We start from the raw sequence: 20739 nt of genomic DNA, 5'->3' as shown, positions 1-20739 counted from the left end.
GTCAAGGTGAGTGGGGCGGCGACCGCCCCCAGTACGCTGAGCCGAGCCGAAACGCCCCGACTCAGAGGATCCTGGTGCGCCCGAACGATCACACCGAGCAAGACCGCGCTGCCTACGTGCCGCGATTCGTCGACGTGGGCGGCGGGGGATCGAAGTACGTGAGGGCGGCGCTCGACGTGATGCTCGGGTTCGCCGTGGGCATGAGCATCGTCGCCGGTCTCGTGCTCATCACCGGCATCATCGGCGAGGAGGCGTTCAGCCGGCTGAACGACGCGATCGAGTACGACCTGTTCGTTCGAGCCGGCGTGGGCGCCGCGTCGATCGCCGCGGCCGGCGTCGGGATCGCGCTGCCCGCGCTGTACGCACTCGACAGCAGGCTGTACTTCGGGCGGCTCGAAGCAGCCGCGCGACGAGACCGTGCGATCGTGCCGAGCGCGCGCGCCAGGGCACGCGTGGCCACGGCTCCGGCGCGCACCCTGCGCAAGCTCATGATGTGGTGCGGCTTCGCCGCCCTGGCGGTCGCCGGGCTGCTGGTCATGCTGCTCGTCACGGAGCCCGATGCCGGCGCTGAGCCAGCACCGTGGATCGGCCTCGTCGTCTGCGCCGTCGTCCTGGTCGCCTGGATCGCGCTCACCCCCGTGCTCTCCGCCTCGGTCGACCGATGGGAGGCGCGCACGTACCTGCTCACCGCCGACTGGGAGGCCCGTCACAACTTCGTCGAACAGGCCGAGGAGCGCCGCCGCGCGGCATCCGTCGACGATGCCGGCCCGGCGATCCTCGCTTCGCGCACCACCTGGTGGCTGACCTGGGCCACCGGCGCGACCGGTGCGGCGCTCGGCCTCGCGGTCGTCGCATGGTTCGTGTCGTTCGTGATGCGCAAGCCGTGCCGCCGTTGCGACGAGCTCTCCTACGACGAGCCGGGTGAGCGATTCATCGACTGGCTCAGCGCCACCTCGGGTGTCGTCATGGCGGTGCTCGCCGTGCTGCTCGTGGTGCTGCTCGTCGCCCACCTCGTCGTGCTTCGCATGCGCGAGATCGCCGCCGCACGCTGGATCGCCGACGGGCAGCCTCGTCGCACGCGCGCCGAGCGCATCGAGCGGTTCCTCATCGGCCGCCGCGCCGCCGTGCTGTTCGCACAGGGCCTCGTCGCAGCCATCGCACCGGCCGCGATCGTGGTGGCGTTCGCCGACATCTGGTTCGACGTGTACTGGGCGGATGCCGCGATCGCCCTGCCGTTCGCGGCGGCGGCGTTCATCGTCGCGATGCTCATCGCCGTCTTCGACGCCGACGCCGCCGTGCGCGAGAGCAATGCGCTCAGGGCCGTGCTGTCGCCGGGGGACCTGACGCCCAAGACCGTCGCCGCACGCGTTGCGGCGCAGCGAGTCGCGCGCAAGGCGTCGAAGGCCGCCGTCTAGCCGGCCCCGCGCATCACTCCCGTTCGGATTGTTCGGGCCGTTCGGGCGGCGGCAGGGGTGCCCGTGCCGTATTGCGGTACCGAAGTACCGAAGTACCGAAGTACCGGAGTACCGGGGGCTCTCGAGAGACGAGGATGGTGCAGCGCGAGACTCGACCGGTGAGGCCGGCCTCGCGAGGGTCAGCCTTGCGCGCCGGATCCGCCAGGATCGCCGGTACCGAGGGCGCCGGCGTCGGCCATGCCTTCGGGCTCACGTCGCTCGGCGATGGCGAGCTCGGCGGGGTCGCCGATGCGCGGCAGCGGCGACAGGGCGACCCACACGAACGACCCGAGGCAGAGCACGGCGCCGATGACGAGCGCCGTGCGCGTGCCGAGCAGCTCGCCCGCGAAGCCGCCGGCCGCCGCGCCGATCGCGATCGTGCCGAACGACACCCAGCGCATGCTCGCGTTCACCCGCCCGAGCAGCCGATCGGGTGTGCGCAGTTGCCGGATCGTCACGAGGATCACGCTCGACAATGTCGTGCTGGCGCCGTTCAGGGCGAATGCCGTGCCGAACGCGGCGATGAGCCAGGGCGCGGCCCACGAGGCATCCGCGAACGGAATGGCGAAGAGGGAGAGGCAGTTGACGGCCGCGCACCAGAGGATCGGGCGGCCCGCGCCGAAGCGGCGCACGGCCGGCCCCGCGAGCACCGAACCGGCGAGGGCGCCGACCGCGCCGATCGCGAGGACGAGCCCGAGCTGGGCGGCATCGAGTCCGAGCCCCTGCACGGCGTGCAGGGTGAACAGCACCATGATCCACTGGCTGAAGGGGTTGTAGAGCGCCGAGAACCCGAGGTTCGCCACGAGGTAGCGGTCGCGCGCCACGAACCGCAGGCCGCCGCGGAGCTCGGCCAGGAACCCGCCGCTTCGCCCCGACGGTGTCTCCGGCGCGCGGATGCCCGCGACCGAGATCGCCGAGACGAGGTAGCCGCCCGCGGTGACGAGCAAGGCGAACGGAGCGGACACCGCCTGCACGAGGAGGCCGCCGAGGCCGGGGCCGCCGACCTGCACGGCCGACGCGGTCGCCGCGAGCCGGGTGTTCGCGCCGGGCAGCGCCGCCGTCGGCACGATACTCGGCAGCACCGACTGGTACGAGACCTCGAAGAGCACGGTGAAGCAGCCGATCGCCGCGGCGAGCAGCGCGAGCGCCGGGAAGGTCAGCGCGCCCGCCACCGAGGCCACGACGATCGCGAGGGTGAGCGCGGCCCGCGCCCAGTCGGCCGTCACGATGAGCGACCGGCGCCGGGAGCGGTCGACGAGCACCCCGAGCGGGAGGGCGAGCAGCAGGAACGGCAGCCATCGCGCCACCCCCAGCAGGCCGAGCTCCATCGCCGAGGCATGCAGCAGGAGCACCGCGAGCAGGGGGAGCGCGAGCTCGGCGACCTGCTGTGCGGCGACCGACGCGCCCTCGGCGAGCCAGAGCCGAGCGAAGTCGCGCGACCACGGCCGCCGCCGAAAACTAATTGGTGATTCGCGGTGCATGCGTTACAGGTTGGCACAGAGAAGTGAATGGGTAAAGCGTGAATCACGCGTTATGCTTGCCGAATGGATGCCGCGAAGAGGTCGCTGTCCCGCGACACGTACGGGCAGGTCGGCGGCGCCGTGGCCCTCGACCTGGTCAACACGGTGTCATGGCGCCTCAACGCCGAACGGTTCACCGAGCACCTCGTCGACTTCGACGACGTGCGGCGGTGGGCGCTCCAGCTCGGCCTCGTCGACGATGCGCAGAGCGCCGCGCTCGGCCCGCTCTCCGACGAACGCCCAGCGGATGCCGCGGCTGAACTCGCTCGAGTCATCGCGCTGCGCGAGGCGATCTACTCGGCCGCGTACGAGGGCGGGTCGACACAGCCGCTCGTCGCCGCGCATGCCGAGGCCGCTACGGCCGGCCGCCTCGACCGCGACGGCGAGGGGTGGGCCTGGGAGTTCGACACCGATCTCGCCCTGCCGCGTCGGCGCATCGCGCTCGCCGCGGTCGACCTGCTTCTGCGCGACGATCTCGATCGGCTCGGCCAATGCTCCGACGCCGAGTGCGGCTGGGTGTTCCTCGACACCTCGCCGCGGCACAATCGCCGCTGGTGCGTCGCCTCCGACTGCGGCAACCGCAACCGGGTGCGCGAGCACTACGCGCGCGTTCGCGCCACCGCGGACCCGCGGGCAGGTGGCCCCGCCGCCTGATCACGGGCCGTTGCCCGGCCGGAGGACTCCGCCGCCTGACTGAGGAGACGCTGGCGCGGATGCGGAGCGCTGTGCCATGGTGGGCAGCAATCCGTGTCGGGTGGGGCGAAGGGGGCACCATGAGCGAGGCATCGACGGAACCGGCGCCCGCGGCCCCAGCCGCCACGACGACCGTGCCGGTCTCCCGGTGGCGCCATCGGCCGTTCATCGAGATCGTCGCCGTGGCGATGCTGTCGGTGACGGCCATCCTCACGGCCTGGTGCGGTTTCCAATCGGCCAAGTGGAGCGGCGAGCGGGCGATCGCGTTCGCCGAGGCATCCGCTGCCCGTGTGGAGGCGAGCGATGCCGACAGCCAGGCGCGCGAGGCCAGGGTCGTCGACCTGATCATCTACGCGGAATGGGTGACCGCCACCGCCCAGGGCGACACGGCACTCGCCGATCAGATCGAGGCGCGCTTCACGCCGCACTTCACGATCGCCTTCGATGCGTGGCAGGCGGGCGGAGACGTCGAACCCGGGCCGTTCGCCATGGCCGAATACGTGCCGCCGGGCACCGAGGAGAGCGCGGAGCTCACCGCCGTCGCCGAGCGGCGGTTCGCGGAAGCGCTCGAGGACACCGAGCGCGGTGACAACTATTCGCTGCTGACCGTGCTGTTCGCCCTCGTGCTCTTCCTGACCGCGATGGCGCAGCGCGACATCCACCACGTGGCGGCCTGGATGATGCTGGGGTTGGCAGGCGTCATCGCCCTGAGCGGTTTCGTCGTGCTGCTCACCTTCCCGATGCGCTTCTGACCCGCTACCCGATCCGGTCGGCGTGGCGGTGCACCACGCGCCATCCGCCGGGCTCTCGTCGGTACACCTGGGTGGCGCGCAGGGTGAAGGTGCGCGGCTCGCCGTCGATCGACGCCGCGGCACGCTCGTAGCCCACGGTGTACGCCGCCTCGCCGAGCACGTCGAAGGCGATCAGGTCGAACGCGTAGTCGGTGCAGTTCGAGAAGCTCGTCGAGAGCTCCTCGAACGCCTCGACCAGCTCGGCGCGATTCGAGGCGTTGCGCCAGGCGCCGAGCACGCTGACCGGTTCTTCCACCGACCAGAGGGCGCGGCGCGGGCCGTCGTCGCCGTCGAACATGGCGCGTTCGGCCCGCACGAACTCGCTCTGGAGCCAGATCAGGAAATCCTCACGATCGCTCATGATCTCAGGATGCTCCGGTCTGGCGTCGCGCACAATCACCGAACACCCGTCACGAGGTGCCGGTCGGCCGATCGGCGTCGCCGGCCCGTGAGAACGACGAAGCGCCGCCGGGCTGAGCCCGGCGGCGCTTCATGCTGTGTTGCGGGGTGCGATCACTCGCAGGTGTAGGTGACTCCGTCGACCTCCCAGACGCCCGGGCCGAGCTGGCTGCACATGTCGACGACGGAGCCGACGAGCGACGCGCTGATCGCGATGAGGACGATCGCGGTGATGATGCCGAGCACGGTCAGGATCGCGCCGACGATGATGCCCGCCGTCGCGGGGGTGTTCTTCACGCCGGCCTTCTTCGACTGCGACTTCGCGACGATGCTCACGATGAGGCCGACGAGGGGCAGCACGATCGCCAGCACCAGGCCGGCGATGCCGAGGCCCTTGCCGGGAACCGTCGCGGCGGGTGCGCCGTATGCCGCGGCAGGAGCCGGCGCCGCGGCGGGAGCGGGCGCATATGCCGGAGCGGCCGGCGCTGCAGGAGCTGCCGGAGCGGCGGGCGCCTCGGCTGCCGCGGGAGCAGCGGGAGCAGCAGGTGCTTCCGGTGCGGCGGGCGCTGCCGGCGGCGCGGCGACGTAGTCGGGTGCTGCGGGCGGCGTCGGAACGGTGGGTTCCTGCGGCTGGTTCGGGTCGGTCATGATGCTCCTCTGTCGTGGTGCTGCTCGGGTCGTGGTGCTGTGGTGCGCAATCGCTCCCGGACGATGATGCCAGTCACGGCGGAATTCTGGGGAAGACTCGCGTCTGGCGGGCGAATCGGCTGTCCAACCGTGGAAACCGAACAGGATTCGGCGGCGCGCATCGCGCTTGCTCATCACATGAGCGGTCACGACGGCCAGAAGGTCGTCATCGTGCCGTCGGAGGAGCTCGTCGTGGTGCGCATGGGCTTCACGCCGGCCGCCGACGACGAGCCCTCCGAAGTGCAGCTGGTCGCCGACGCGATCGCCGCCCTCGGCTGAGGCGGTCAGCGCCAGCCGGTGAGCTTGTCGGGATTGCGCATCAGCCACACGTCGGTGACGGCGCCTTCCGTCAGGCCGAGCGAGATGACGGCGTAGATCTCGTGCGCGTCGGCGAGTGCGAGACCGGGCCCGTCGACGAGGTCGAGCGGCCGCAACTGCCAATCGGGATGCTTCGCCAGCACGCCGACGAGGAATCTGCTGACGTGATCGACTCCGCGCACCGGCCTGAGCGCCGCGCTCACGACGCCCCCGCCATCGGCGCGCAGCTCGACGCGAGGGTCGAGCATCGCCACAAGGCCGGCGAGGTCGCCGGTGTTCGCGGCCGCCGCGAACGCGAGCACGATGCCCTCGCGGCGGTTCGCCGGCGGCGCCGGGGGAGCCGAGCGGATGCGTCGGCGCGCGCTCGATGCCAACTGCCGTACGGCGTCGGGGGAGCGGCCGACGGTCTCTGCGACCTCGGCGAACGGCATGCCGAACACATCGTGCAGCACGAACGCCACGCGCTCCGCCGGTGACAGCGACTCGAGCACGACCATGAGGGCGGCGCCCACCTGGTCGTCGAGCGTCACGCGTTCGAGCGGATCGGTCGCCGACGAGGCATCCGTCAGTTGCCCCGCGGGAAGCGGCTCGGGCAGCCACTCGCCGACGTACTGCTCGCGCCGCGCCCGCGCGGAACCGAGCATGTCGAGACAGACCCGGCCGGCGACACGAGTGAGCCACGCCGCCGGCGACCGCACGTCGCGGCGCTCCTCCTCGGAGAGACGGAACCACCTCGCGTACGTCTCCTGCACGGCGTCTTCAGCGTCGGCGACCGTGCCGAGCATGCGGTAGCCGAGGGCGACGAGTCGCCGACGCTCGCTCAGCACCTCATCGCTCACCCAATCAGGATGCCGCATGCTGCGCCGCCTCGGCGACCGCCTCACGCCAGGTCACGCGACCGATGGTGAGCGGATGCCCCGACTCGGGGTTCGGGGTCAGCGCGCCCTCGGGCGCACCCTCGGTGCCCATGAGCGGCGACGAGTCGACGGTGTCGACCTCGCGGTCGTCGCCGAGCAGCGCGAGCGTGGCGCGCACGAGCTCGTCGAGGTGCAGCTGGTCGGGGCCGGCGATCTCGACGATGCCGGCGGGCGCGGACTCGACGACGAGGCGCACGATCTCGGCCGCCACCTCGGACGGCGCGACGGGCTGCACGAGGTCGTGCGTCGCCGACGCCCGCCCGTCGACCGTCGACCAGTCTGCGATCTGACGGCCGAATGTCGCGAACTGGGTGGATCGCAGGATCGTGACGGGCACCTCGCCCGAACGAGCGGCCTCCTCCTGCGCGACCTTCGCGCGGTAGTAGGCGCTGTTCGGCACGAGGTCGATGCCGACGATCGACAGCAGCACGTGGTGGCGGACGCCGGCGGCCGCCTCGGCTTCGGCGATGGTGCGAGCCGAGCCGGAGAAGAACGCCATGACACCCTCGGGGTCCATGGTGGGCGAGTTGCTGACGTCGACGACCGCGTCGGCGCCGGCCATGGCCTCGGCCAGCCCGGCACCGGTGACGGTGTCGACGCCGGTCGAGGGTGCCGCGATCACGGGGTCGTGCCCGGCCGCTCGAAGCTGCTCGACGACCTGTCCGCCGATGAACCCGGTTCCTCCGATGACGACGATGCGCATGTGCTTGCTTCCTTCCTTCGCGCCGAACGGCGCTCTGCAAGTACTGACGATGCAGCCGTGCGGAATGTGAGGTCTGCGGTGCCGAAGTGCCGAAATACCTCAGCGGACGATGAAGCAGGATCGAAGAAGCATCCGACGAACGGGGTGAATAGCGTCGGGGACATGAACATCGAAACGACGAAACTCACGTCCATCGCCTCGATCGCGCTCGACGTCGCCGACCCCGACGCGGCCGCGCGCTTCTACGCCGACGCCTTCGGCCTCGGCCCGCAGATCCGCACCAGGGCAGCGGATGCCCCGTCGAGCGGGTTCCGCGGATTCACCATGTCGGTCATCGTGTCGCAGCCGGCCGACGTCACGTCGCTGTTCGACTCGGCCGTCGCCGCCGGTGCGTCGGTGCTGAAGCCCGCCGAGAAGTCGATGTGGGGCTTCGGCGGCGTCGTGCAGGCGCCCGACGGGGCGATCTGGCAGGTCGCCACCTCGTCGAAGAAGGACACGGGCCCGGCGACCCGCACGATCGACAACCTCGTGCTGCTCATCGGCGCCGAAGACGTGGGCGCGAGTAAGCGCTTCTACGTCGACCGCGGGCTCGCCGTCGCGAAGAGCTTCGGCAGCTACGTCGACTTCGCCACCCCGGGCAGCCCGATCGGGCTCGGCCTCTACAAGCGTCGTGCCCTCGCCAAGACCGTCGGCGTCGCCGCCGAGGGCACGGGGTCGCACCGCATCCGCATCGACGGCGACGCCGGGGCGTTCGCCGACCCCGACGGCTTCGAGTGGGCGGGCGCGGGGGAGTAGGGCCCGGGAGCCGGGCGCGCCGCGGCATCCGTTCGATAGCCTGACGGGCATGACTGCGCAGGCCGACCCGACGAACGATGCCCGGCCGACCGCGATCCTCGTCGTCGGCGCCCCGGCCTCGGGCAAGTCGACCGTGGGTCGTCTGCTCGCCGAACGCCTTCGTCCCGGCGCGTTCATCGAGGGCGACGCGCTCTGGCAGATGGTCGTGGCGGGGCGTGAAGACATGAGCGACCCGCCCACCGACGCCGCACTCGCGCAGCTCGAGCTGCGCTACCGGCACGGCGCGATGCTCGGCCGCTCGTTCGTCGACGCCGGCATCAGCGCCGTGCACGTCGACAACATCTTCGGCGACGGCGTCGCCGCGCAGCTCGACCGCATGGGCGGGCGCCCGCGCGCGCTCGTCGTGCTGCGGCCGAGCGTCGAGGCGATCGTGCGCCGCGAGACCGAACGCGGAACCGGTGCCTACGACGGATGGATCGGCGACGGCACGCTCGCCGACGCCGTGAGCGTGTTCGACGGATGGGTCGGCGAGACGCCGCCTGTTGGCCTCTGGGTCGACTCGACCGGCCAGAGCCCCGATGAGACCGTCGACTGGATCATGGATCGGTGGGACGAGGCGCTCGTCGACGAGTGACGGGTCGCGTACCGGCCTCGCGACGGCCGGGGCAGGCCTGCGCGACCGGCGAGGCGCCTGGCGGGCCTACTCGGCCGGCGTGACGCCGCGCACGAGCGTCGCGTCGAGCCCGGCGAGCAGGGCGTCGAGACCCTGGTCGAACATGGCGAGGTCGCGCAGGCCCGTGATGCCGCCCTGCTCCGGCGGCTGCTCGGTGCCGCGTCGCGCCTGGCTGCGCGCCCACACGACGAGGAACCCCGAGGCGTAGGCGTCGGCGATGCCGAGGATCTGCTGCGCCTGCTCCGCGGTGAGGCCGGCGGCCTCGAGGGTCGCGACGAACCGGGCGAGGTGCGGCGCGACGGGTGACGTGTCGTACGGCGCCAGCGCGAGCAGCTCGAAGGAGTTCGGCAGCCGCACGGCGAGATCGCGGTACGCCCGGAACGTCTGGCACACGATCTCCTGCCAGCCATCACCGCCGGGCTCGCGCGGCTCGCGCAGGTCGAGCCGCTCGATCAGCTCGTCGACGATGGCGTCGATCAGGTCGTCGCGATTGCGCACGTGCGTGTAGAGGCTCATCGGCGCGCAGTCGAGCTCGGCGGCGAGTCGCCGCATCGTCAGCTTGCCGAGACCATCGCGTTCGATCAGCGTGATCGCGGCCGAAGTGAGGTCGCGTCGAGTCAGATTCTGCCGAATCTCCTCAACCGCTTGACGTGGCGCCATGCGTGCAACAGTATCGTCCGTACATTGTACGGACGCACGAAAGGCACCACTTCATGGATCTCTATCGGCTCACGGCCACCGAGGCATCCGAGCTGTTCCGAACCCGGGAGCTCTCCCCGGTCGAGCTGCTCGAATCGGTGATCGCCCGCACCGAGGCGACCGAGCCCACGATCAACGCCGTCACCGAGCAGTGGCTCGACGAGGCGCGGGCATCGGCCGTCGTCTCCGAGGCGCGATTCGCCGCCGGTGACGCGGTGCGCGCGCTCGAGGGCATCCCGCTGATGCTGAAGGACGAGCAGCCCATCGCGGGTCGACTGCTCGAAGACGGATGCCTCCTCGAGCGGGGCAACATCGCCGACGTCACGCACCCGATCGTGGAGCGCATCCAGGACGCCGGCGCCGTGATCCACGCACGCACGAAGACGCCCGAGTACTGCTGCGCACCTGTGACCCATTCGAAGCTGTGGGGCATCACCCGCAACCCGTGGAATCCCGACTACACGCCGGGCGGTTCGTCGGGCGGCTCGGGTGCGGTGCTCGCCGCCGGCTCGACGGTGCTCGCCACCGGCTCGGACATCGGCGGGTCCATCCGCATCCCGGCGTCGTTCTGCGGCGTCGTCGGCTTCAAGCCGCCGTTCGGCCGCGTGCCGGGCATGGCTCCGTTCAACTCCGACACCTTCTGCGCCGATGGTCCGATGGGGCGCAGCGTCGCCGACGTCGCCCTGCTGCAGAACGTGATCTCGGGCCCGTGGGTCGGCGACGCGGCATCGCTGCGCGACATCGCTGCGGTCTCCGGCGCGGTCGGCTCGCTCCGAGGCATCCGAGTCGCCCTCTGCATCCAGCTCGGCGCGTACGACGTCGATCCGGTGGTCGAGGCCAACACCCGTGCCGTCGCCGCGGCGCTCACCTTCGCCGGCGCGATCGTCGACGAGGTCACGCTGCCGTGGACGTTCGGGCAGGTGGAGGAGACGGCCTGGCCGCACTTCGGCGCCGTGATGGGGCCGTTCATCGAGAGCATCGTCGAGGGCGACCCCGCGCGCGCGGCGCAGCTCATGCCGTACACGCGCGCCTTCGCCGCGAAGGCCGCCGCGGGCGGGCACTACGTCGAGGGCCTCGTCGCCGAGTCCGCCTTCTACCGGCCCTTCGCCGAGATCATGCTCGACTACGACGTGATGATCTGCCCGACCGTCGCGAACACGGGCATGGCCGCCGACGAGCCCGCGACCGACAGCACCGAGGTGTTCTCGAAGCTCATGACCCTGCCGTTCAACGTCATCGGTCGGGTGCCCGTGCTCTCGGTGCCGTCGGGCATCGCGCCGAACGGCGTGCCGACCGGCGTGCAGATCGTCGGGCGCACGTACGACGACACCACCGTGTTCCGCGTGGGCGCCGCCCTCGAGCAGGAGCTCGCGCTCTGGACCGACCCGGCCTGGTGGCCGACCCTCGAGGGCTAGGCGAGCCGAGGCATCCGCTCGCCGACGGTGTCGGCGTCGAACCCGACGCCGACACCGTCTCAGCGCAGCAGGGAGCCGATCTCGGGGAAGTTCTCGCGGTAGCGGTCGAGCAGCGAACGCGCGACGCCGACCGAGTCGACGAGCGGATGCGCTGCGAACGCGCGCCAGGCCTGCTCGCGAGACTCCTCGTGCACTGCGCTGATGATGAGCCGCTCGGCGGACTTCACCTGGGTGATCAGCCCGAGCATCTCGCCCGAGACCGGCGCGATCGGCCAGGGGTGCACGCCGTCGGCGTCGACGACGCAGCCCACCTCGACGACCGCGTCGTCGGGCAGCTGCGGCACGAGCGAGTTGTTGCGGACGTTCAGGATCATCGTCGACGACCGGCCGGTGGCGAGGGCGGCCATGAGGTCGAGCGCGACCTCGTGGTATCCGCCGCCGTCGACGTCGGACTCGTGCCGCTCTTCATCGGCGGGCCGGCTCTCGGCCATGTAGCTCGACTCGCGCTCGTGGCGGGCGTTCATCCACGTCGCGAGCGGGTCGTCGCCGGGCGCGGCGTAGAACGCCGCCTGCTGGCGGTCGAGGAACTCGCCGCGGGTCGACGGCGCCGAGCGGATGCGTTCGGTCGCCTCGCGCGTGAAGTAGTAGTAGTACAGGTACTCGTTCGGCAGTGCCCCGAGCGCCCGCACCCAGTCGAAGCCCATCAGGCGGGCCTCTTCGATGCCCTCGAGCGCCTGGTCGGATTCGAGCAGCCGCGGCAGGAGGTCTTCGCCGCCGGCGGTCATCGAGCGGAGCCACCCGAGGTGGTTCAGGCCCACGTAGTCGAAGTCGACGCGGTCGGCGGTGCCGCTCACGGCGGTGGCTGCACGACGGATGAGTCCGATGGGCGTGTCGCAGATGCCGACGACGCGGTCGCCCAGCACGCGCTGCATCGCCTCGGTGACGATGCCGGCGGGGTTCGTGAAGTTGATCACCCAGGCGTCGGGCGCGACATCGCGGATGGTCTCGGCGAGCCGGGTCATGAACGGCACCGTGCGGAGCGCGTACGCGAGGCCGCCGGGGCCGACCGTCTCCTGGCCGAGCACGCCGAGGTCGAGCGCCGTCTTCTCGTCGAGGATGCGGCCGCGGGTGCCGCCGATGCGCACGGCGCTGAAGACGAAGTCGGCCCCGCGGAGCGCCTCTTCGAGGTCGGTCGTCAGCGTGATGGTGGGCACGTGGCGCTTCTCGCGGGCGAGGCTCGTGAGGATCGCACCGATCGTCTGCAACCGGGACTCGGAGACGTCGTAGAGGCTCAGTTCGTCGATGCGCACTGGTGCGTGGTCGGCCGAGACGGCTTCGAAGACCTGAGGGACGCGGAAGCCGCCGCCCCCGATGATGGTGAGCTTCACGCGACCATCACCTCGACACCGGCCTCGCGCAGCACCTCGAGCGTCGAGGCATCCGCGTCGTCGTTGGTGACGATGGCCGAGATGTGCTCGGGGCCGCAGACGCTCAGCACGCCGACGCCTGGGAACTTCGACGCGTCGGCCAGCACGACCGTGCGCTGCGAGGACTCGATCATCGCCAGCTTGATCGGCACCTCCATGCCCGTCGTGTCGGAGATGGTGCCGTTCGCCCGGATGCCGCTCGTGCCGAGGAAGCACGTGGTCGCCCGGATCTGGGCGAGCGCCTGCTCGGTGAGGGTGCCGATCATCGAGTTGTAGTTCTTGCGCACGGCCCCGCCGAGCACGATGAGCTCGACCACGTCGTCGTCGCGCAGCTCGTCGATGACCGCGAGGCTCGCGGTGATGACCGTGATGCGCCGGCCGCGCAGTTGGCGGGCGAGCAGCGCGGTCGTCGTGCCGATGTCGATGATGACGACGTCGCCCTCGGCCACGAGCTCGGCGGCCTTCTCGGCGATGCGCGACTTCTCGGGGTGGTGCTGTCGTTCGACGTCGGTGAACGGGATCTGGTCGGGCTCGATGCTGCCGCCGCCGCGCACGCGACGGAGCAGGCCCTCGGCACTGAGGGTGTTGAGGTCACGGCGGATGGTCGAGAGCGAGACGCCGAACTGCTCGGCGAGCTCTTCGACGGTGACTTCGCCGTCAGTGCGCAGGGAGTTCAGGATGTGCGCCTGTCGCGTTGCTGTGAGCATGTGGAAGAGCGTAGCAGTCAACTTCGCGCACGAATTGACGCAAGAGCGTTCATTCGAGAGTATGTTCAGTCAAAGGTCATCGACGATCGTTCACGCGATCGCACTCAAGGAGGATCCGTGACGGAACGCGCTGCCGACGACGTCGTCGATGTGCTGCTGACCGGGCCGGTCTTCTTCGATCTGATCTTCACGGAGCTCAACGGCACGCCGCGGCCGGGCACCGAGGTGCACGCCGACGCACTCGCGAGCAGCCCGGGCGGAGTCGCCAACCTCGCCGTCGCGACCGCCCGGCTCGGCCTCACCACCGCGCTCGCCTCGACGCTCGGCGACGACGTCTACGGGCGCTGGTGCTGGGAGTTCCTCGCCGACCACGAGGGCATCGACCTCGCCTCGTCCCGACTGGTGCCGAACTGGCCCACTCCGGTCACCGTCTCGATCGCATCGGGCGGCGATCGCAGCATGATCACGCGCGAGGTGGCGGCCCCAGTGGCGGCCGGCGACCTCGTCGGCGACCAGGTCGCGGCTCGCGCGACCTTCGCCGACCTCGGCGCGATGTCGCGCGGCGCCCGAGCCGACGACGCCTGGTGGCGGCCCGCCGCCCGAGCGGGCACGAAGATCTTCGCGGACATCGGGTGGGACTCGACGGAGCGCTGGGACGCCGCCGACCTGCAGCCGCTCGAGGACTGCTTCGCGTTCACGCCGAACGAGTCGGAGGCGATGGCCTACACCCGCACGACCTCCGCCGTCGAGGCCGCGCGGGCGCTCGCCGACCGGGTGCCGCTCGTGGTCGTGACGCGGGGCGGCGACGGCGCCGTCGCGGTCGACTCGGCGAGCGGCGAAGCGGTGACGGTGGCGGCGGTTCCCGCGAACGGACGGGATGCCACCGGTGCCGGCGACGTGTTCGGCGCCGCGCTCGTGTTCGGCACCCTGCGCGACTGGCCGCTCGAGCAGCGGCTGTCGTTCGCCGCGCTCTGCGCCGCCCTCGCCGTCGAGCATCCCGGCGGAGCGCTCGCGGCGCCCGGATGGGGCGACCTCGCCGACTGGTGGGAGCGCACGCGCCGTGACGGCGACCGCGACCTCGTCGCCAGGTTCGCATTCCTCTCCGATGCACTGCCCGAAACACCGGGCCGCCGCCGATCGGACTCCGATTTCCCCTTCGCCCACTACCGAGCCACAGCAGCCCGGCGATCGTTCCCCGACAAGAGAGGTACATCATGAAGCGAAACATCCGACTGAGCACTGCTGCCCTGGGAGGTGCGGCGCTCATCTTCGCCCTCGCGGGTTGTGCGCCGGGAACCGGAAGCACCGGCGGCAACGAGACCACGGGTGAGATCAGCACCGACATCTCCGGCGTCGGCGACGTCACCCTCACCGTGTGGGACCAGGAGGTGCGCGGTGGCCAGAACGAGCAGATGGAGCAGCTCAACGCCGCGTTCATGGAGAAGTACCCGAACGTGACGATCGACCGCAACTCGCAGTCGTTCGACGACCTGGCGACGACGCTCCGTCTCGCCCTCACCGATGCCGATGCGCCCGACGTCGTGCAGGCCAACAACGGCCGCAACACGATGGGCCAGTTCGTCGCGGCCGACCAGCTGCGCCCGCTCGACGACTACGCGGAGGCCTACGGCTGGGGCGACCGCTTCTCGGAGTCGGTGCTGCAGTACTCGACCTACAGCGACGATGCGAAGGTCTTCGGCGACGGCAGCCTCTACGGCCTCCCGCAGGTCGGCGAGGTCGTCGGCATCTTCTACTCCAAGAGCAAGCTCGAGAGCCTCGGCCTCGAGGTGCCCGCCGACTGGACCGAGTTCGAGGCCGCGCTGAAGGCGGCCAAGGCGGCAGGCGAGACCCCGATGCAGCTCGGCAACATCGAGAAGTGGCCGGCGCTGCACGTGTTCGGTCCGCTGCAGGGCGACTACGTCGACGCCGAGGTCATCACCGACCTCGGACTCGGCAACGCCGGCCAGAGCTGGACGACGCCCGAGAACGTCGAGGCCGCGGCGACGCTGCAGGGCTGGGTCGATGCCGGGTACTTCAACGACGGCGTGAACGGCACGGATTACGACGCGGCATGGCAGGCCCTCGCGGGCGGCGACGGCGTGTTCCTCATCGGCGGCTCGTGGCTCGCCGCAGACCTCGGCGACGCGATGGGCGACGACGTCGGGTTCTTCATCCCGAACACGGGCGACGGCACCCCGGCCACCACGGGCGGCACCGGCCTGCCCTTCACGATCACCTCGGCGGCCGACAACACCGACGTGGCCGCGGCCTACCTCGACTTCATCACGAGCGATGAGGCGATGGACGTGCTCGCGGAGACCGGCAACCTGCCGGTGAACCGCACCGCGGAGCTCGCCCCCGACTCGGGCGTGCAGGCCGACGTGTTCACGGTGTTCGGCAACGTCACCGGCGACGGCAGCCTCCTGCCGTACCTCGACTACGCGACGCCGACGTTCGGCGACACCATGGGTCAGGCGCTGCAGGACCTGCTGGCCGGACAGGCGACTCCCGAGCAGTTCACGGAGACCCTGGAAGCCGACTACTCGGAGTTCGTCGCAAGCAATGAGTGACGGCACCACCACGGTCGGGCGGAGCGCCACTCGGCGCCCCGCCCGATCGGGCTGGGTCGCGTGGGCGTACGTCGCACCGGCCCTGCTCATCTACGGCGCATTCCTGCTCTTCCCGCTGGGCCGCGCGGCGCAGTACTCCCTCTTCGAGTGGGACGGCCTGGGGGAGTCGACGTTCGTCGGATTCGACAACTACGTCGAGATCCTCTTCGACGAGCGCCTGCGCGAGGCGTTCTGGCACGCCCTCGTGCTCGTGTTCTTCTACGCGGTGCTGCCCCTCGCCATCGGCCTCGTGCTCGCCGCGCTGCTCACCCGTTCGCAGGTGCGGGGGCTCGGCTTCTTCCGCAGCGTCATCTTCCTGCCCCAGGTGATCGCGATGGTCGTCGTCGCCGTGACCTGGCGGCAGATCTACGCCCCCGACGGCCCCCTCAACGGATTCCTGCGCCTCATCGGCCTCGATTCGCTGACCCGGCCGTGGCTCGGCGACTACACGTTCACCCTGCCCGCCGTCGGTCTCATCGGCACCTGGGTGTGCACCGGCCTCGTCACCGTGCTCCTCATGGCCGGCATGAGCCGCGTGCCGCGCGAGCTGTACGAGGCGGCGCGCCTCGACGGATCGGGTCCGGTGCGCGAGTTCTTCGCGATCACCCTGCCCACCGTTCGCGGTGAGATCACGGTCGCGCTCACCCTCACGATCGTGGCCGCGCTCAAGACCTTCGACCTCGTCTACGTCACGACGAGCGGCGGCCCCGGCACGTCGACCACCGTGCCGAGCTACGAGATCTACCGCCGTGCATTCCAACTCGGGGATGTCGGCGTCGCCACCGCCGTCGGCATCGTGCTGACCATCATCGTCTTCGCCATCAACGGCGTCGTCAACATGATCGGAGACAGGAAATGAAGGTCTCCCCGATCGAACGGGGCGCGAACTACCTCGTGCTCATCGGGTTCGCGCTCGTGGTGCTCGGCCCCATCGGCGTCATCGTAACCATGGCGTTCGGGCCGAAGGACGCCTCCGCCGCCCGCGAGGGCGGCGCGTTCCACCCCGAGAACTTCCCCGAGGCATGGGAGATCGGCCGATTCGGCCAGTACATGCTGACGTCGGTGGTCGTCGCGACGGTCGTGGTCGTCGTGTCGGTGCTCGCCTCGATCCTCGCCGGCTACGCGCTCGGAACGATGCGATTCCGCGGGGCGACGCTCGTCTTCTACATCTTCCTGCTCGGCATCATGGTGCCCACCGAGGCGTTCATCGTGCCGCTCTACTTCGACCTGCGCGTGCTGGGGCTCACCAACACGGTCTGGGGCGTCGCGTTGCCGCAGATCGCGATGTCGATCGCCTTCGGCACGTACTGGATGCGCACGTACTTCCGCACCTCGAGCCTGGCGCTCATCGAGGCCGCCCGCCTCGACGGCGCCAGCTCCATGCGCATCCTCTGGCAGGTGCTGGTGCCGATCGGGCGACCCGCGATCCTGACCCTCGTGCTGCTCGTCTTCATGTGGACCTGGAACGAGTTCCTGATCCCGCTCGTGATGTCGCCCAACGGCGCGGTACGCACCGCGCCACTCGGGCTCGCGTTCTTCCAAGGGCAGTACACGCAGGGCACCGCCCTGCTCGCGGCCGGCGCGGTCATGGTCGCGCTGCCGGTCGTGCTGCTCTACGTGTTCCTGCAGCGGCACTTCATCAAGGGAATGATCGAGGGCGCCGTTCGCGAGTGATCGAGCGAGTCGCGCGCGTTTGCGCGCTGTTCTGCGTGCAAATGCACGTTCATGCTTGCAAGGTGACTGATACTGCCCTAGCTTGAGGGGGATCGGGCGGCATCCGCCGCACCGAGCGTCCAACGGAGGACCGCATGAAACGTCATCACGCAATCCTGCTCACTTCGCTGATCGCCGTCGCCGCACTCATGGGCCAGGGCACAGCCGTCGCCGCGACGATGGGCAACGGCAGTTCGGGGCCACCGGATGCGGCGGTCAAGCTCGAGGTCGGAGACCCGGCGATCGCCACGGAGACCGACCGCGAGAAGATCGACATCATGGGCATCTGGGCCCACCCCGACGACGACGCCGGGTTCACCACGCCGTGCGGGGTCTGGAACGACCTCTACGGCGTGCGCTGCGGCATCATCATGGCCACGCGCGGCGAGGGCGGCTCGAACTCGGTCGGCCCCGAGGCAGGCCCCGACCTCGGCCTGCGCCGCGAGAACGAGGACCGCACCTCGCACATCCGGTCGGGCACCGTCGACATCTTCAACCTCGACCGCGTCGACTTCTTCTACAACACCTCGGCGCCCCTGACCGCGAAGGTCTGGGACGCCGAAGAGACCCTGAGCCGCACGGTGCGGATCATCCGCGAGACCCGTCCCGAGATCCTCGTCGGCAGCACGCCGTCGCTCGCGGCCGGGCACGGCAACCACCAGTACGCGCAGGGTCGCATGATCTGGGAGGCCGCGGCCGCCGCCGCCGACCCGAGCATGTTCCCCGAGCAGCTCACCGGCGTCGGAGCCGTCGACCCGTGGCAGGTCAAGAAGGTCCTCGCGGGCGGACTGACGACGGGCACGGGCGGCACCGCCGCGCCCAGCTGCAACGCCGGCTTCGTGCCCGCCGCGACGAACCCGTTCACGGTCGTCGGCACCTGGACCGGCTACGAGTCGCCCTACGTCTGGGCCGAGGGAAACCTCGCCGGCCAGGCCGCCGGGTCCGCGAAGACCTGGGCGCAGGTCGGCCGCGAAGGCGGCCGTGCGCACCCCACCCAGGCGCGCACGATGCAGACCGCACTCGTCGATCCGACCTGCCAGCGCTACGGCGTCTCGCAGTCGATCGTGCCGATGCAGCCCAACTCGTCGCCGGCTTCGGCGAACGACGACGCGGTGCTCTACGGCGCCGTCATCGCCGACCCGGGCGGCATGCCCCTCGGCTCCGAGTTCTCGCTCGAGGCGGAGGAGTACTTCGAGGCCGCGGGCGAGCCGTTCACCACGACCGTCACGCTGCGCTCCGGTGAGGGCGAGCTCGGCGACGGCACGGTGAGCCTCGTCGTGCCCACCGGCTGGCAGGTCTCCGAACCGGTCGAGGTCGACGGCATCGGCGACGCGGATGCCACGCAGGCCACGTTCACCGTCACGCCCTCGGGCGACGCGGCACCGGCCGTCTACAAGCTCGCGGCCGAGTTCGCCGGCGACGGCGTCACCGCGTACAACGACACGCGCATCGAGCTCGTCGCACCCGTCGAGGGTCGCTTCGACCGCTGGGGCACGGCAGCCGAGTACGACGAGTGGACGCAGGACAACGACGCCTATGTCGGCGGTCGCTCGCGAGCGGTCGCCAAGGTCGGCGCCGGCGAGACGGTGACCGTGCCGGTCGAGGTGACCAACCGCACCGCGGTCGTCGAGTCGGGTTCGGTCGAGCTCGCCGTGCCGGCGGGCTTCGTCGTCGACGCGACGAGCAAGCCGTTCGCCGAGCTCGCGCCCGGTGAGACGACGACGGTCCCGTTCGTCGTCACGCACACCGATCCGGCCGACCCCGGCAGCAGGACTGTGACCTTCACCGCGACGACCATGTCGGGTGCCGGCGTCTCGTCCGAGAACGAGACGGTGTACCTCGTGCCGACCGTCGTGATCCCGGAGCTCGATTCCGCACCGGCCGTCGACGGCATCGCCGACGAGCTCTACGTCGGTCAGCCGATCGACGTGGGCACCCGATGGGAGGGCGCCGAATGCGCCGCCGACGGGGTGGACTGCGGTGACGGCGGCGTCGCCCGGCTCGGCTGGTACGACGACGCGCTGTACGCCCAGATCCGGGTGACCGACGACGTGGCCAGCGCCGCATCGACGCCCGACCGCTGCTTCGGCCACTGGCTCGTCGACTCGGTCGAGCTGCTGCTCGATCCGCGCGGCGACTCGATCGACACCTCGTCGACGTTCAAGCTCGGCATGTTCCCGTTCACCGATGACGCCGAAGGCGCCAACGGCAACGGAGCCGACGGGCCGTGCTGGTCGCGCGACGCCGACAACCACCAGGGGTTCTCGACCGGCCCGCTCGCCGAGACGGTCGAAGGCGGCCTGAACGCCGAGGGCGTCGAGGTCGCGGTCGAGGTCGCACGCCAGGCCGACGGCACGTTCGCCGGCGGCGGCTACGACATCGAGGTGAAGGTGCCGCTCTCCGCCCTGCCGGCGGGAGTCGGACCGACGAGCGCGGTGCCGCAGGGCGATGCCGCGCTGAACGACGTCGATCCGCAGTACCTCGGGCTGAACGTCACGCCGTACGACTCCGACACGCAGAACTTCATCGGGCAGACCCGCACCGCGTGGTCGGCCTTCGGAAGCCAGCAGTCGGAGCCGTACCGATGGGGTCACGCCTACCTCGACGGCTACACGCCCCCGGCGGACCGGCCGACCGAGTCGGCGGATCCGATCATCCCCGACACGGCCCTGCAGGGCGTGCAGTCCCCGCAGACCGTCGCGCAGTCGGCGACGCGGGGCGGCACGATCTCGGGTGTGCAGCCGAGCGACGCGCTGACCATCTCCGACGTGAAGATCCAGCAGAAGAAGGTGAGCCTGTCGTACCGCTCGACGGAGGCCGGAACGGTTCGCGTGTTCCTCTGGAAGGGCGACACGTCGTTCATCCCGGTGTGGACCTCGAGCTGCGTCGGCGACCTCTTCGGCTTCGAGGCCTGCGCACCGACGGATGGCGCGGCACCGCCGTGGGCACCCGACATGAGCGGTCGTCTCGTGGCGTCGTTCGAGCAGGCGGTCGACGCCGGCAAGGGCACGCTGACGGTGCCGATCGATGCCGGTATCCGTTCGGCGCTCATCGATGACGCGCAGATCCTCGTCTCCTTCGCCGAGCAGCCTGCGGGCGACGCGGCGACGGGCGACGGCGTGAACGCGTGGAGCTTCCCGATCGAAGCGACGCGCCCGGGCAAGGGCTGAGTTCCGGCTCGCGACGCGTCGCACAGCGAACGCCCGGCCCTCCTCTCGA

General features: G+C 70.7%; 20 protein-coding genes. 12 read left to right on the top strand and 8 right to left on the bottom strand.

Features of this window, described 5'->3' with window-relative positions; translation table 11 throughout:
• Window positions 1-74 precede the first annotated feature (74 nt).
• The gene (locus BUR99_RS18100; RefSeq protein WP_074261795.1) at window positions 75-1415 is read left to right on the top strand and encodes a hypothetical protein; all 1341 of its coding nucleotides are present in this window, start codon (window positions 75-77) and stop codon (window positions 1413-1415) included.
• Window positions 1416-1594: 179 nt separating this feature from the next.
• On the opposite strand, the gene BUR99_RS18095 is transcribed toward BUR99_RS18100, so the two are convergent.
• Entirely contained in the window at window positions 1595-2935 is a 1341-nt protein-coding gene (locus BUR99_RS18095; protein ID WP_074261794.1) for an MFS transporter, read from the bottom strand.
• Window positions 2936-2998: 63 nt separating this feature from the next.
• Here BUR99_RS18095 and BUR99_RS18090 point away from each other — a divergent pair, with 63 nt between their 5' ends.
• A complete protein-coding gene (locus BUR99_RS18090; protein WP_074261793.1) occupies window positions 2999-3628 on the top strand; it encodes a CGNR zinc finger domain-containing protein in 630 nt (209 codons plus the stop codon).
• Between the two features lie 119 nt (window positions 3629-3747).
• Window positions 3748-4419: a hypothetical protein gene (locus tag BUR99_RS18085; RefSeq protein ID WP_234980908.1), complete on the top strand. Its 672-nt coding sequence runs from the start codon at window positions 3748-3750 to the stop codon at window positions 4417-4419.
• A 4-nt stretch (window positions 4420-4423) separates the two neighbouring features.
• Here BUR99_RS18085 and BUR99_RS18080 read toward each other — a convergent pair whose 3' ends face one another.
• Together BUR99_RS18080 and BUR99_RS19740 are read right to left on the bottom strand one after the other, a co-directional pair.
• Window positions 4424-4819 (bottom strand): nuclear transport factor 2 family protein, encoded by a 396-nt coding sequence (locus BUR99_RS18080; protein WP_074261792.1) that lies wholly within the window; start codon window positions 4817-4819, stop codon window positions 4424-4426.
• A 152-nt stretch (window positions 4820-4971) separates the two neighbouring features.
• The gene (locus BUR99_RS19740) at window positions 4972-5505 is read right to left on the bottom strand and encodes a DUF4190 domain-containing protein (protein ID WP_084184135.1); all 534 of its coding nucleotides are present in this window, start codon (window positions 5503-5505) and stop codon (window positions 4972-4974) included.
• A gap of 177 nt (window positions 5506-5682) precedes the next feature.
• Here BUR99_RS19740 and BUR99_RS20315 point away from each other — a divergent pair, with 177 nt between their 5' ends.
• Entirely contained in the window at window positions 5683-5823 is a 141-nt protein-coding gene (locus BUR99_RS20315) for a hypothetical protein (RefSeq protein ID WP_159441009.1), read from the top strand.
• A gap of 5 nt (window positions 5824-5828) precedes the next feature.
• Here BUR99_RS20315 and sigJ read toward each other — a convergent pair whose 3' ends face one another.
• Window positions 5829-6719: an RNA polymerase sigma factor SigJ gene (sigJ, locus tag BUR99_RS18065; protein ID WP_074261790.1), complete on the bottom strand. Its 891-nt coding sequence runs from the start codon at window positions 6717-6719 to the stop codon at window positions 5829-5831.
• Entirely contained in the window at window positions 6706-7482 is a 777-nt protein-coding gene (locus BUR99_RS18060; RefSeq protein WP_074261789.1) for an SDR family oxidoreductase, read from the bottom strand. The genes sigJ and BUR99_RS18060 overlap by 14 nt, the downstream gene beginning before the upstream one ends.
• A 162-nt stretch (window positions 7483-7644) precedes the next feature.
• Between BUR99_RS18060 and BUR99_RS18055 the strand changes: the two genes are divergently transcribed.
• Both BUR99_RS18055 and BUR99_RS18050 read left to right on the top strand, forming a co-directional pair.
• Window positions 7645-8277, top strand: a complete 633-nt coding sequence (locus BUR99_RS18055; protein WP_074261788.1) for a VOC family protein — start codon at window positions 7645-7647, stop codon at window positions 8275-8277.
• Between the two features lie 49 nt (window positions 8278-8326).
• Complete coding sequence (locus BUR99_RS18050) at window positions 8327-8911, top strand: AAA family ATPase (protein ID WP_074261787.1); 585 nt, start codon at window positions 8327-8329, stop codon at window positions 8909-8911.
• A gap of 66 nt (window positions 8912-8977) precedes the next feature.
• Here the strand turns inward: BUR99_RS18050 and BUR99_RS18045 are convergent, their stop codons facing one another.
• The gene (locus BUR99_RS18045) at window positions 8978-9610 is read right to left on the bottom strand and encodes a TetR/AcrR family transcriptional regulator (protein ID WP_074261786.1); all 633 of its coding nucleotides are present in this window, start codon (window positions 9608-9610) and stop codon (window positions 8978-8980) included.
• Between the two features lie 53 nt (window positions 9611-9663).
• On the opposite strand from BUR99_RS18045, the gene BUR99_RS18040 reads away from it, so the two are divergent.
• On the top strand, window positions 9664-11064 hold the full coding sequence (locus BUR99_RS18040) for an amidase (RefSeq protein ID WP_074261785.1): 1401 nt from the start codon (window positions 9664-9666) through the stop codon (window positions 11062-11064).
• Window positions 11065-11123: 59 nt separating this feature from the next.
• Here BUR99_RS18040 and BUR99_RS18035 read toward each other — a convergent pair whose 3' ends face one another.
• Both BUR99_RS18035 and BUR99_RS18030 read right to left on the bottom strand, forming a co-directional pair.
• Window positions 11124-12452 (bottom strand): 6-phospho-beta-glucosidase, encoded by a 1329-nt coding sequence (locus tag BUR99_RS18035; RefSeq protein ID WP_074261784.1) that lies wholly within the window; start codon window positions 12450-12452, stop codon window positions 11124-11126.
• A complete protein-coding gene (locus BUR99_RS18030; RefSeq protein WP_074261783.1) occupies window positions 12449-13198 on the bottom strand; it encodes a DeoR/GlpR family DNA-binding transcription regulator in 750 nt (249 codons plus the stop codon). The genes BUR99_RS18035 and BUR99_RS18030 overlap by 4 nt, the downstream gene beginning before the upstream one ends.
• Window positions 13199-13315: 117 nt before the next feature.
• On the opposite strand from BUR99_RS18030, the gene BUR99_RS18025 reads away from it, so the two are divergent.
• The 5 genes from BUR99_RS18025 (at window position 13316) to BUR99_RS18005 (ending at window position 20690) form a co-directional block, all read left to right on the top strand.
• Complete coding sequence (locus tag BUR99_RS18025) at window positions 13316-14416, top strand: carbohydrate kinase family protein (RefSeq protein WP_074261782.1); 1101 nt, start codon at window positions 13316-13318, stop codon at window positions 14414-14416.
• A complete protein-coding gene (locus BUR99_RS18020) occupies window positions 14413-15768 on the top strand; it encodes an ABC transporter substrate-binding protein (protein WP_074261781.1) in 1356 nt (451 codons plus the stop codon). The genes BUR99_RS18025 and BUR99_RS18020 overlap by 4 nt, the downstream gene beginning before the upstream one ends.
• Complete coding sequence (locus tag BUR99_RS18015) at window positions 15761-16666, top strand: carbohydrate ABC transporter permease (protein WP_074261780.1); 906 nt, start codon at window positions 15761-15763, stop codon at window positions 16664-16666. The genes BUR99_RS18020 and BUR99_RS18015 overlap by 8 nt, the downstream gene beginning before the upstream one ends.
• Window positions 16663-17481: a carbohydrate ABC transporter permease gene (locus BUR99_RS18010; RefSeq protein WP_074261779.1), complete on the top strand. Its 819-nt coding sequence runs from the start codon at window positions 16663-16665 to the stop codon at window positions 17479-17481. Before BUR99_RS18015 ends, BUR99_RS18010 begins: the two co-directional genes overlap by 4 nt.
• A gap of 134 nt (window positions 17482-17615) precedes the next feature.
• A complete protein-coding gene (locus tag BUR99_RS18005; protein ID WP_074261778.1) occupies window positions 17616-20690 on the top strand; it encodes an NEW3 domain-containing protein in 3075 nt (1024 codons plus the stop codon).
• Window positions 20691-20739 lie beyond the last annotated feature (49 nt).

It is taken from the genome of Agromyces cerinus subsp. cerinus (genome assembly GCF_900142065.1).
Lineage (GTDB): Bacteria > Actinomycetota > Actinomycetes > Actinomycetales > Microbacteriaceae > Agromyces > Agromyces cerinus.
This window is presented reverse-complemented; position numbering and strand designations above follow the sequence as displayed.

What these genes read in the sequence shown, in the direction of transcription:
- BUR99_RS18060 (WP_074261789.1), bottom strand. Translation starts at nt 7,482, where the DNA reads ATGCGCATCGTCGTCATCGGAGGAACCGGGTTCATCGGCGGACAGGTC.
- BUR99_RS18050 (WP_074261787.1), top strand. Translation starts at nt 8,327, where the DNA reads ATGACTGCGCAGGCCGACCCGACGAACGATGCCCGGCCGACCGCGATC.
- BUR99_RS18010 (WP_074261779.1), top strand. Translation starts at nt 16,663, where the DNA reads ATGAAGGTCTCCCCGATCGAACGGGGCGCGAACTACCTCGTGCTCATC.
- BUR99_RS18090 (WP_074261793.1), top strand. Translation starts at nt 2,999, where the DNA reads ATGGATGCCGCGAAGAGGTCGCTGTCCCGCGACACGTACGGGCAGGTC.
- BUR99_RS18005 (WP_074261778.1), top strand. Translation starts at nt 17,616, where the DNA reads ATGAAACGTCATCACGCAATCCTGCTCACTTCGCTGATCGCCGTCGCC.
- BUR99_RS18085 (WP_234980908.1), top strand. Translation starts at nt 3,748, where the DNA reads ATGAGCGAGGCATCGACGGAACCGGCGCCCGCGGCCCCAGCCGCCACG.
- BUR99_RS18040 (WP_074261785.1), top strand. Translation starts at nt 9,664, where the DNA reads ATGGATCTCTATCGGCTCACGGCCACCGAGGCATCCGAGCTGTTCCGA.
- BUR99_RS18020 (WP_074261781.1), top strand. Translation starts at nt 14,413, where the DNA reads ATGAAGCGAAACATCCGACTGAGCACTGCTGCCCTGGGAGGTGCGGCG.
- BUR99_RS18095 (WP_074261794.1), bottom strand. Translation starts at nt 2,935, where the DNA reads ATGCACCGCGAATCACCAATTAGTTTTCGGCGGCGGCCGTGGTCGCGC.
- BUR99_RS20315 (WP_159441009.1), top strand. Translation starts at nt 5,683, where the DNA reads ATGAGCGGTCACGACGGCCAGAAGGTCGTCATCGTGCCGTCGGAGGAG.
- BUR99_RS18015 (WP_074261780.1), top strand. Translation starts at nt 15,761, where the DNA reads ATGAGTGACGGCACCACCACGGTCGGGCGGAGCGCCACTCGGCGCCCC.
- BUR99_RS18055 (WP_074261788.1), top strand. Translation starts at nt 7,645, where the DNA reads ATGAACATCGAAACGACGAAACTCACGTCCATCGCCTCGATCGCGCTC.
- BUR99_RS18030 (WP_074261783.1), bottom strand. Translation starts at nt 13,198, where the DNA reads ATGCTCACAGCAACGCGACAGGCGCACATCCTGAACTCCCTGCGCACT.
- BUR99_RS18080 (WP_074261792.1), bottom strand. Translation starts at nt 4,819, where the DNA reads ATGAGCGATCGTGAGGATTTCCTGATCTGGCTCCAGAGCGAGTTCGTG.
- sigJ (WP_074261790.1), bottom strand. Translation starts at nt 6,719, where the DNA reads ATGCGGCATCCTGATTGGGTGAGCGATGAGGTGCTGAGCGAGCGTCGG.
- BUR99_RS19740 (WP_084184135.1), bottom strand. Translation starts at nt 5,505, where the DNA reads ATGACCGACCCGAACCAGCCGCAGGAACCCACCGTTCCGACGCCGCCC.
- BUR99_RS18045 (WP_074261786.1), bottom strand. Translation starts at nt 9,610, where the DNA reads ATGGCGCCACGTCAAGCGGTTGAGGAGATTCGGCAGAATCTGACTCGA.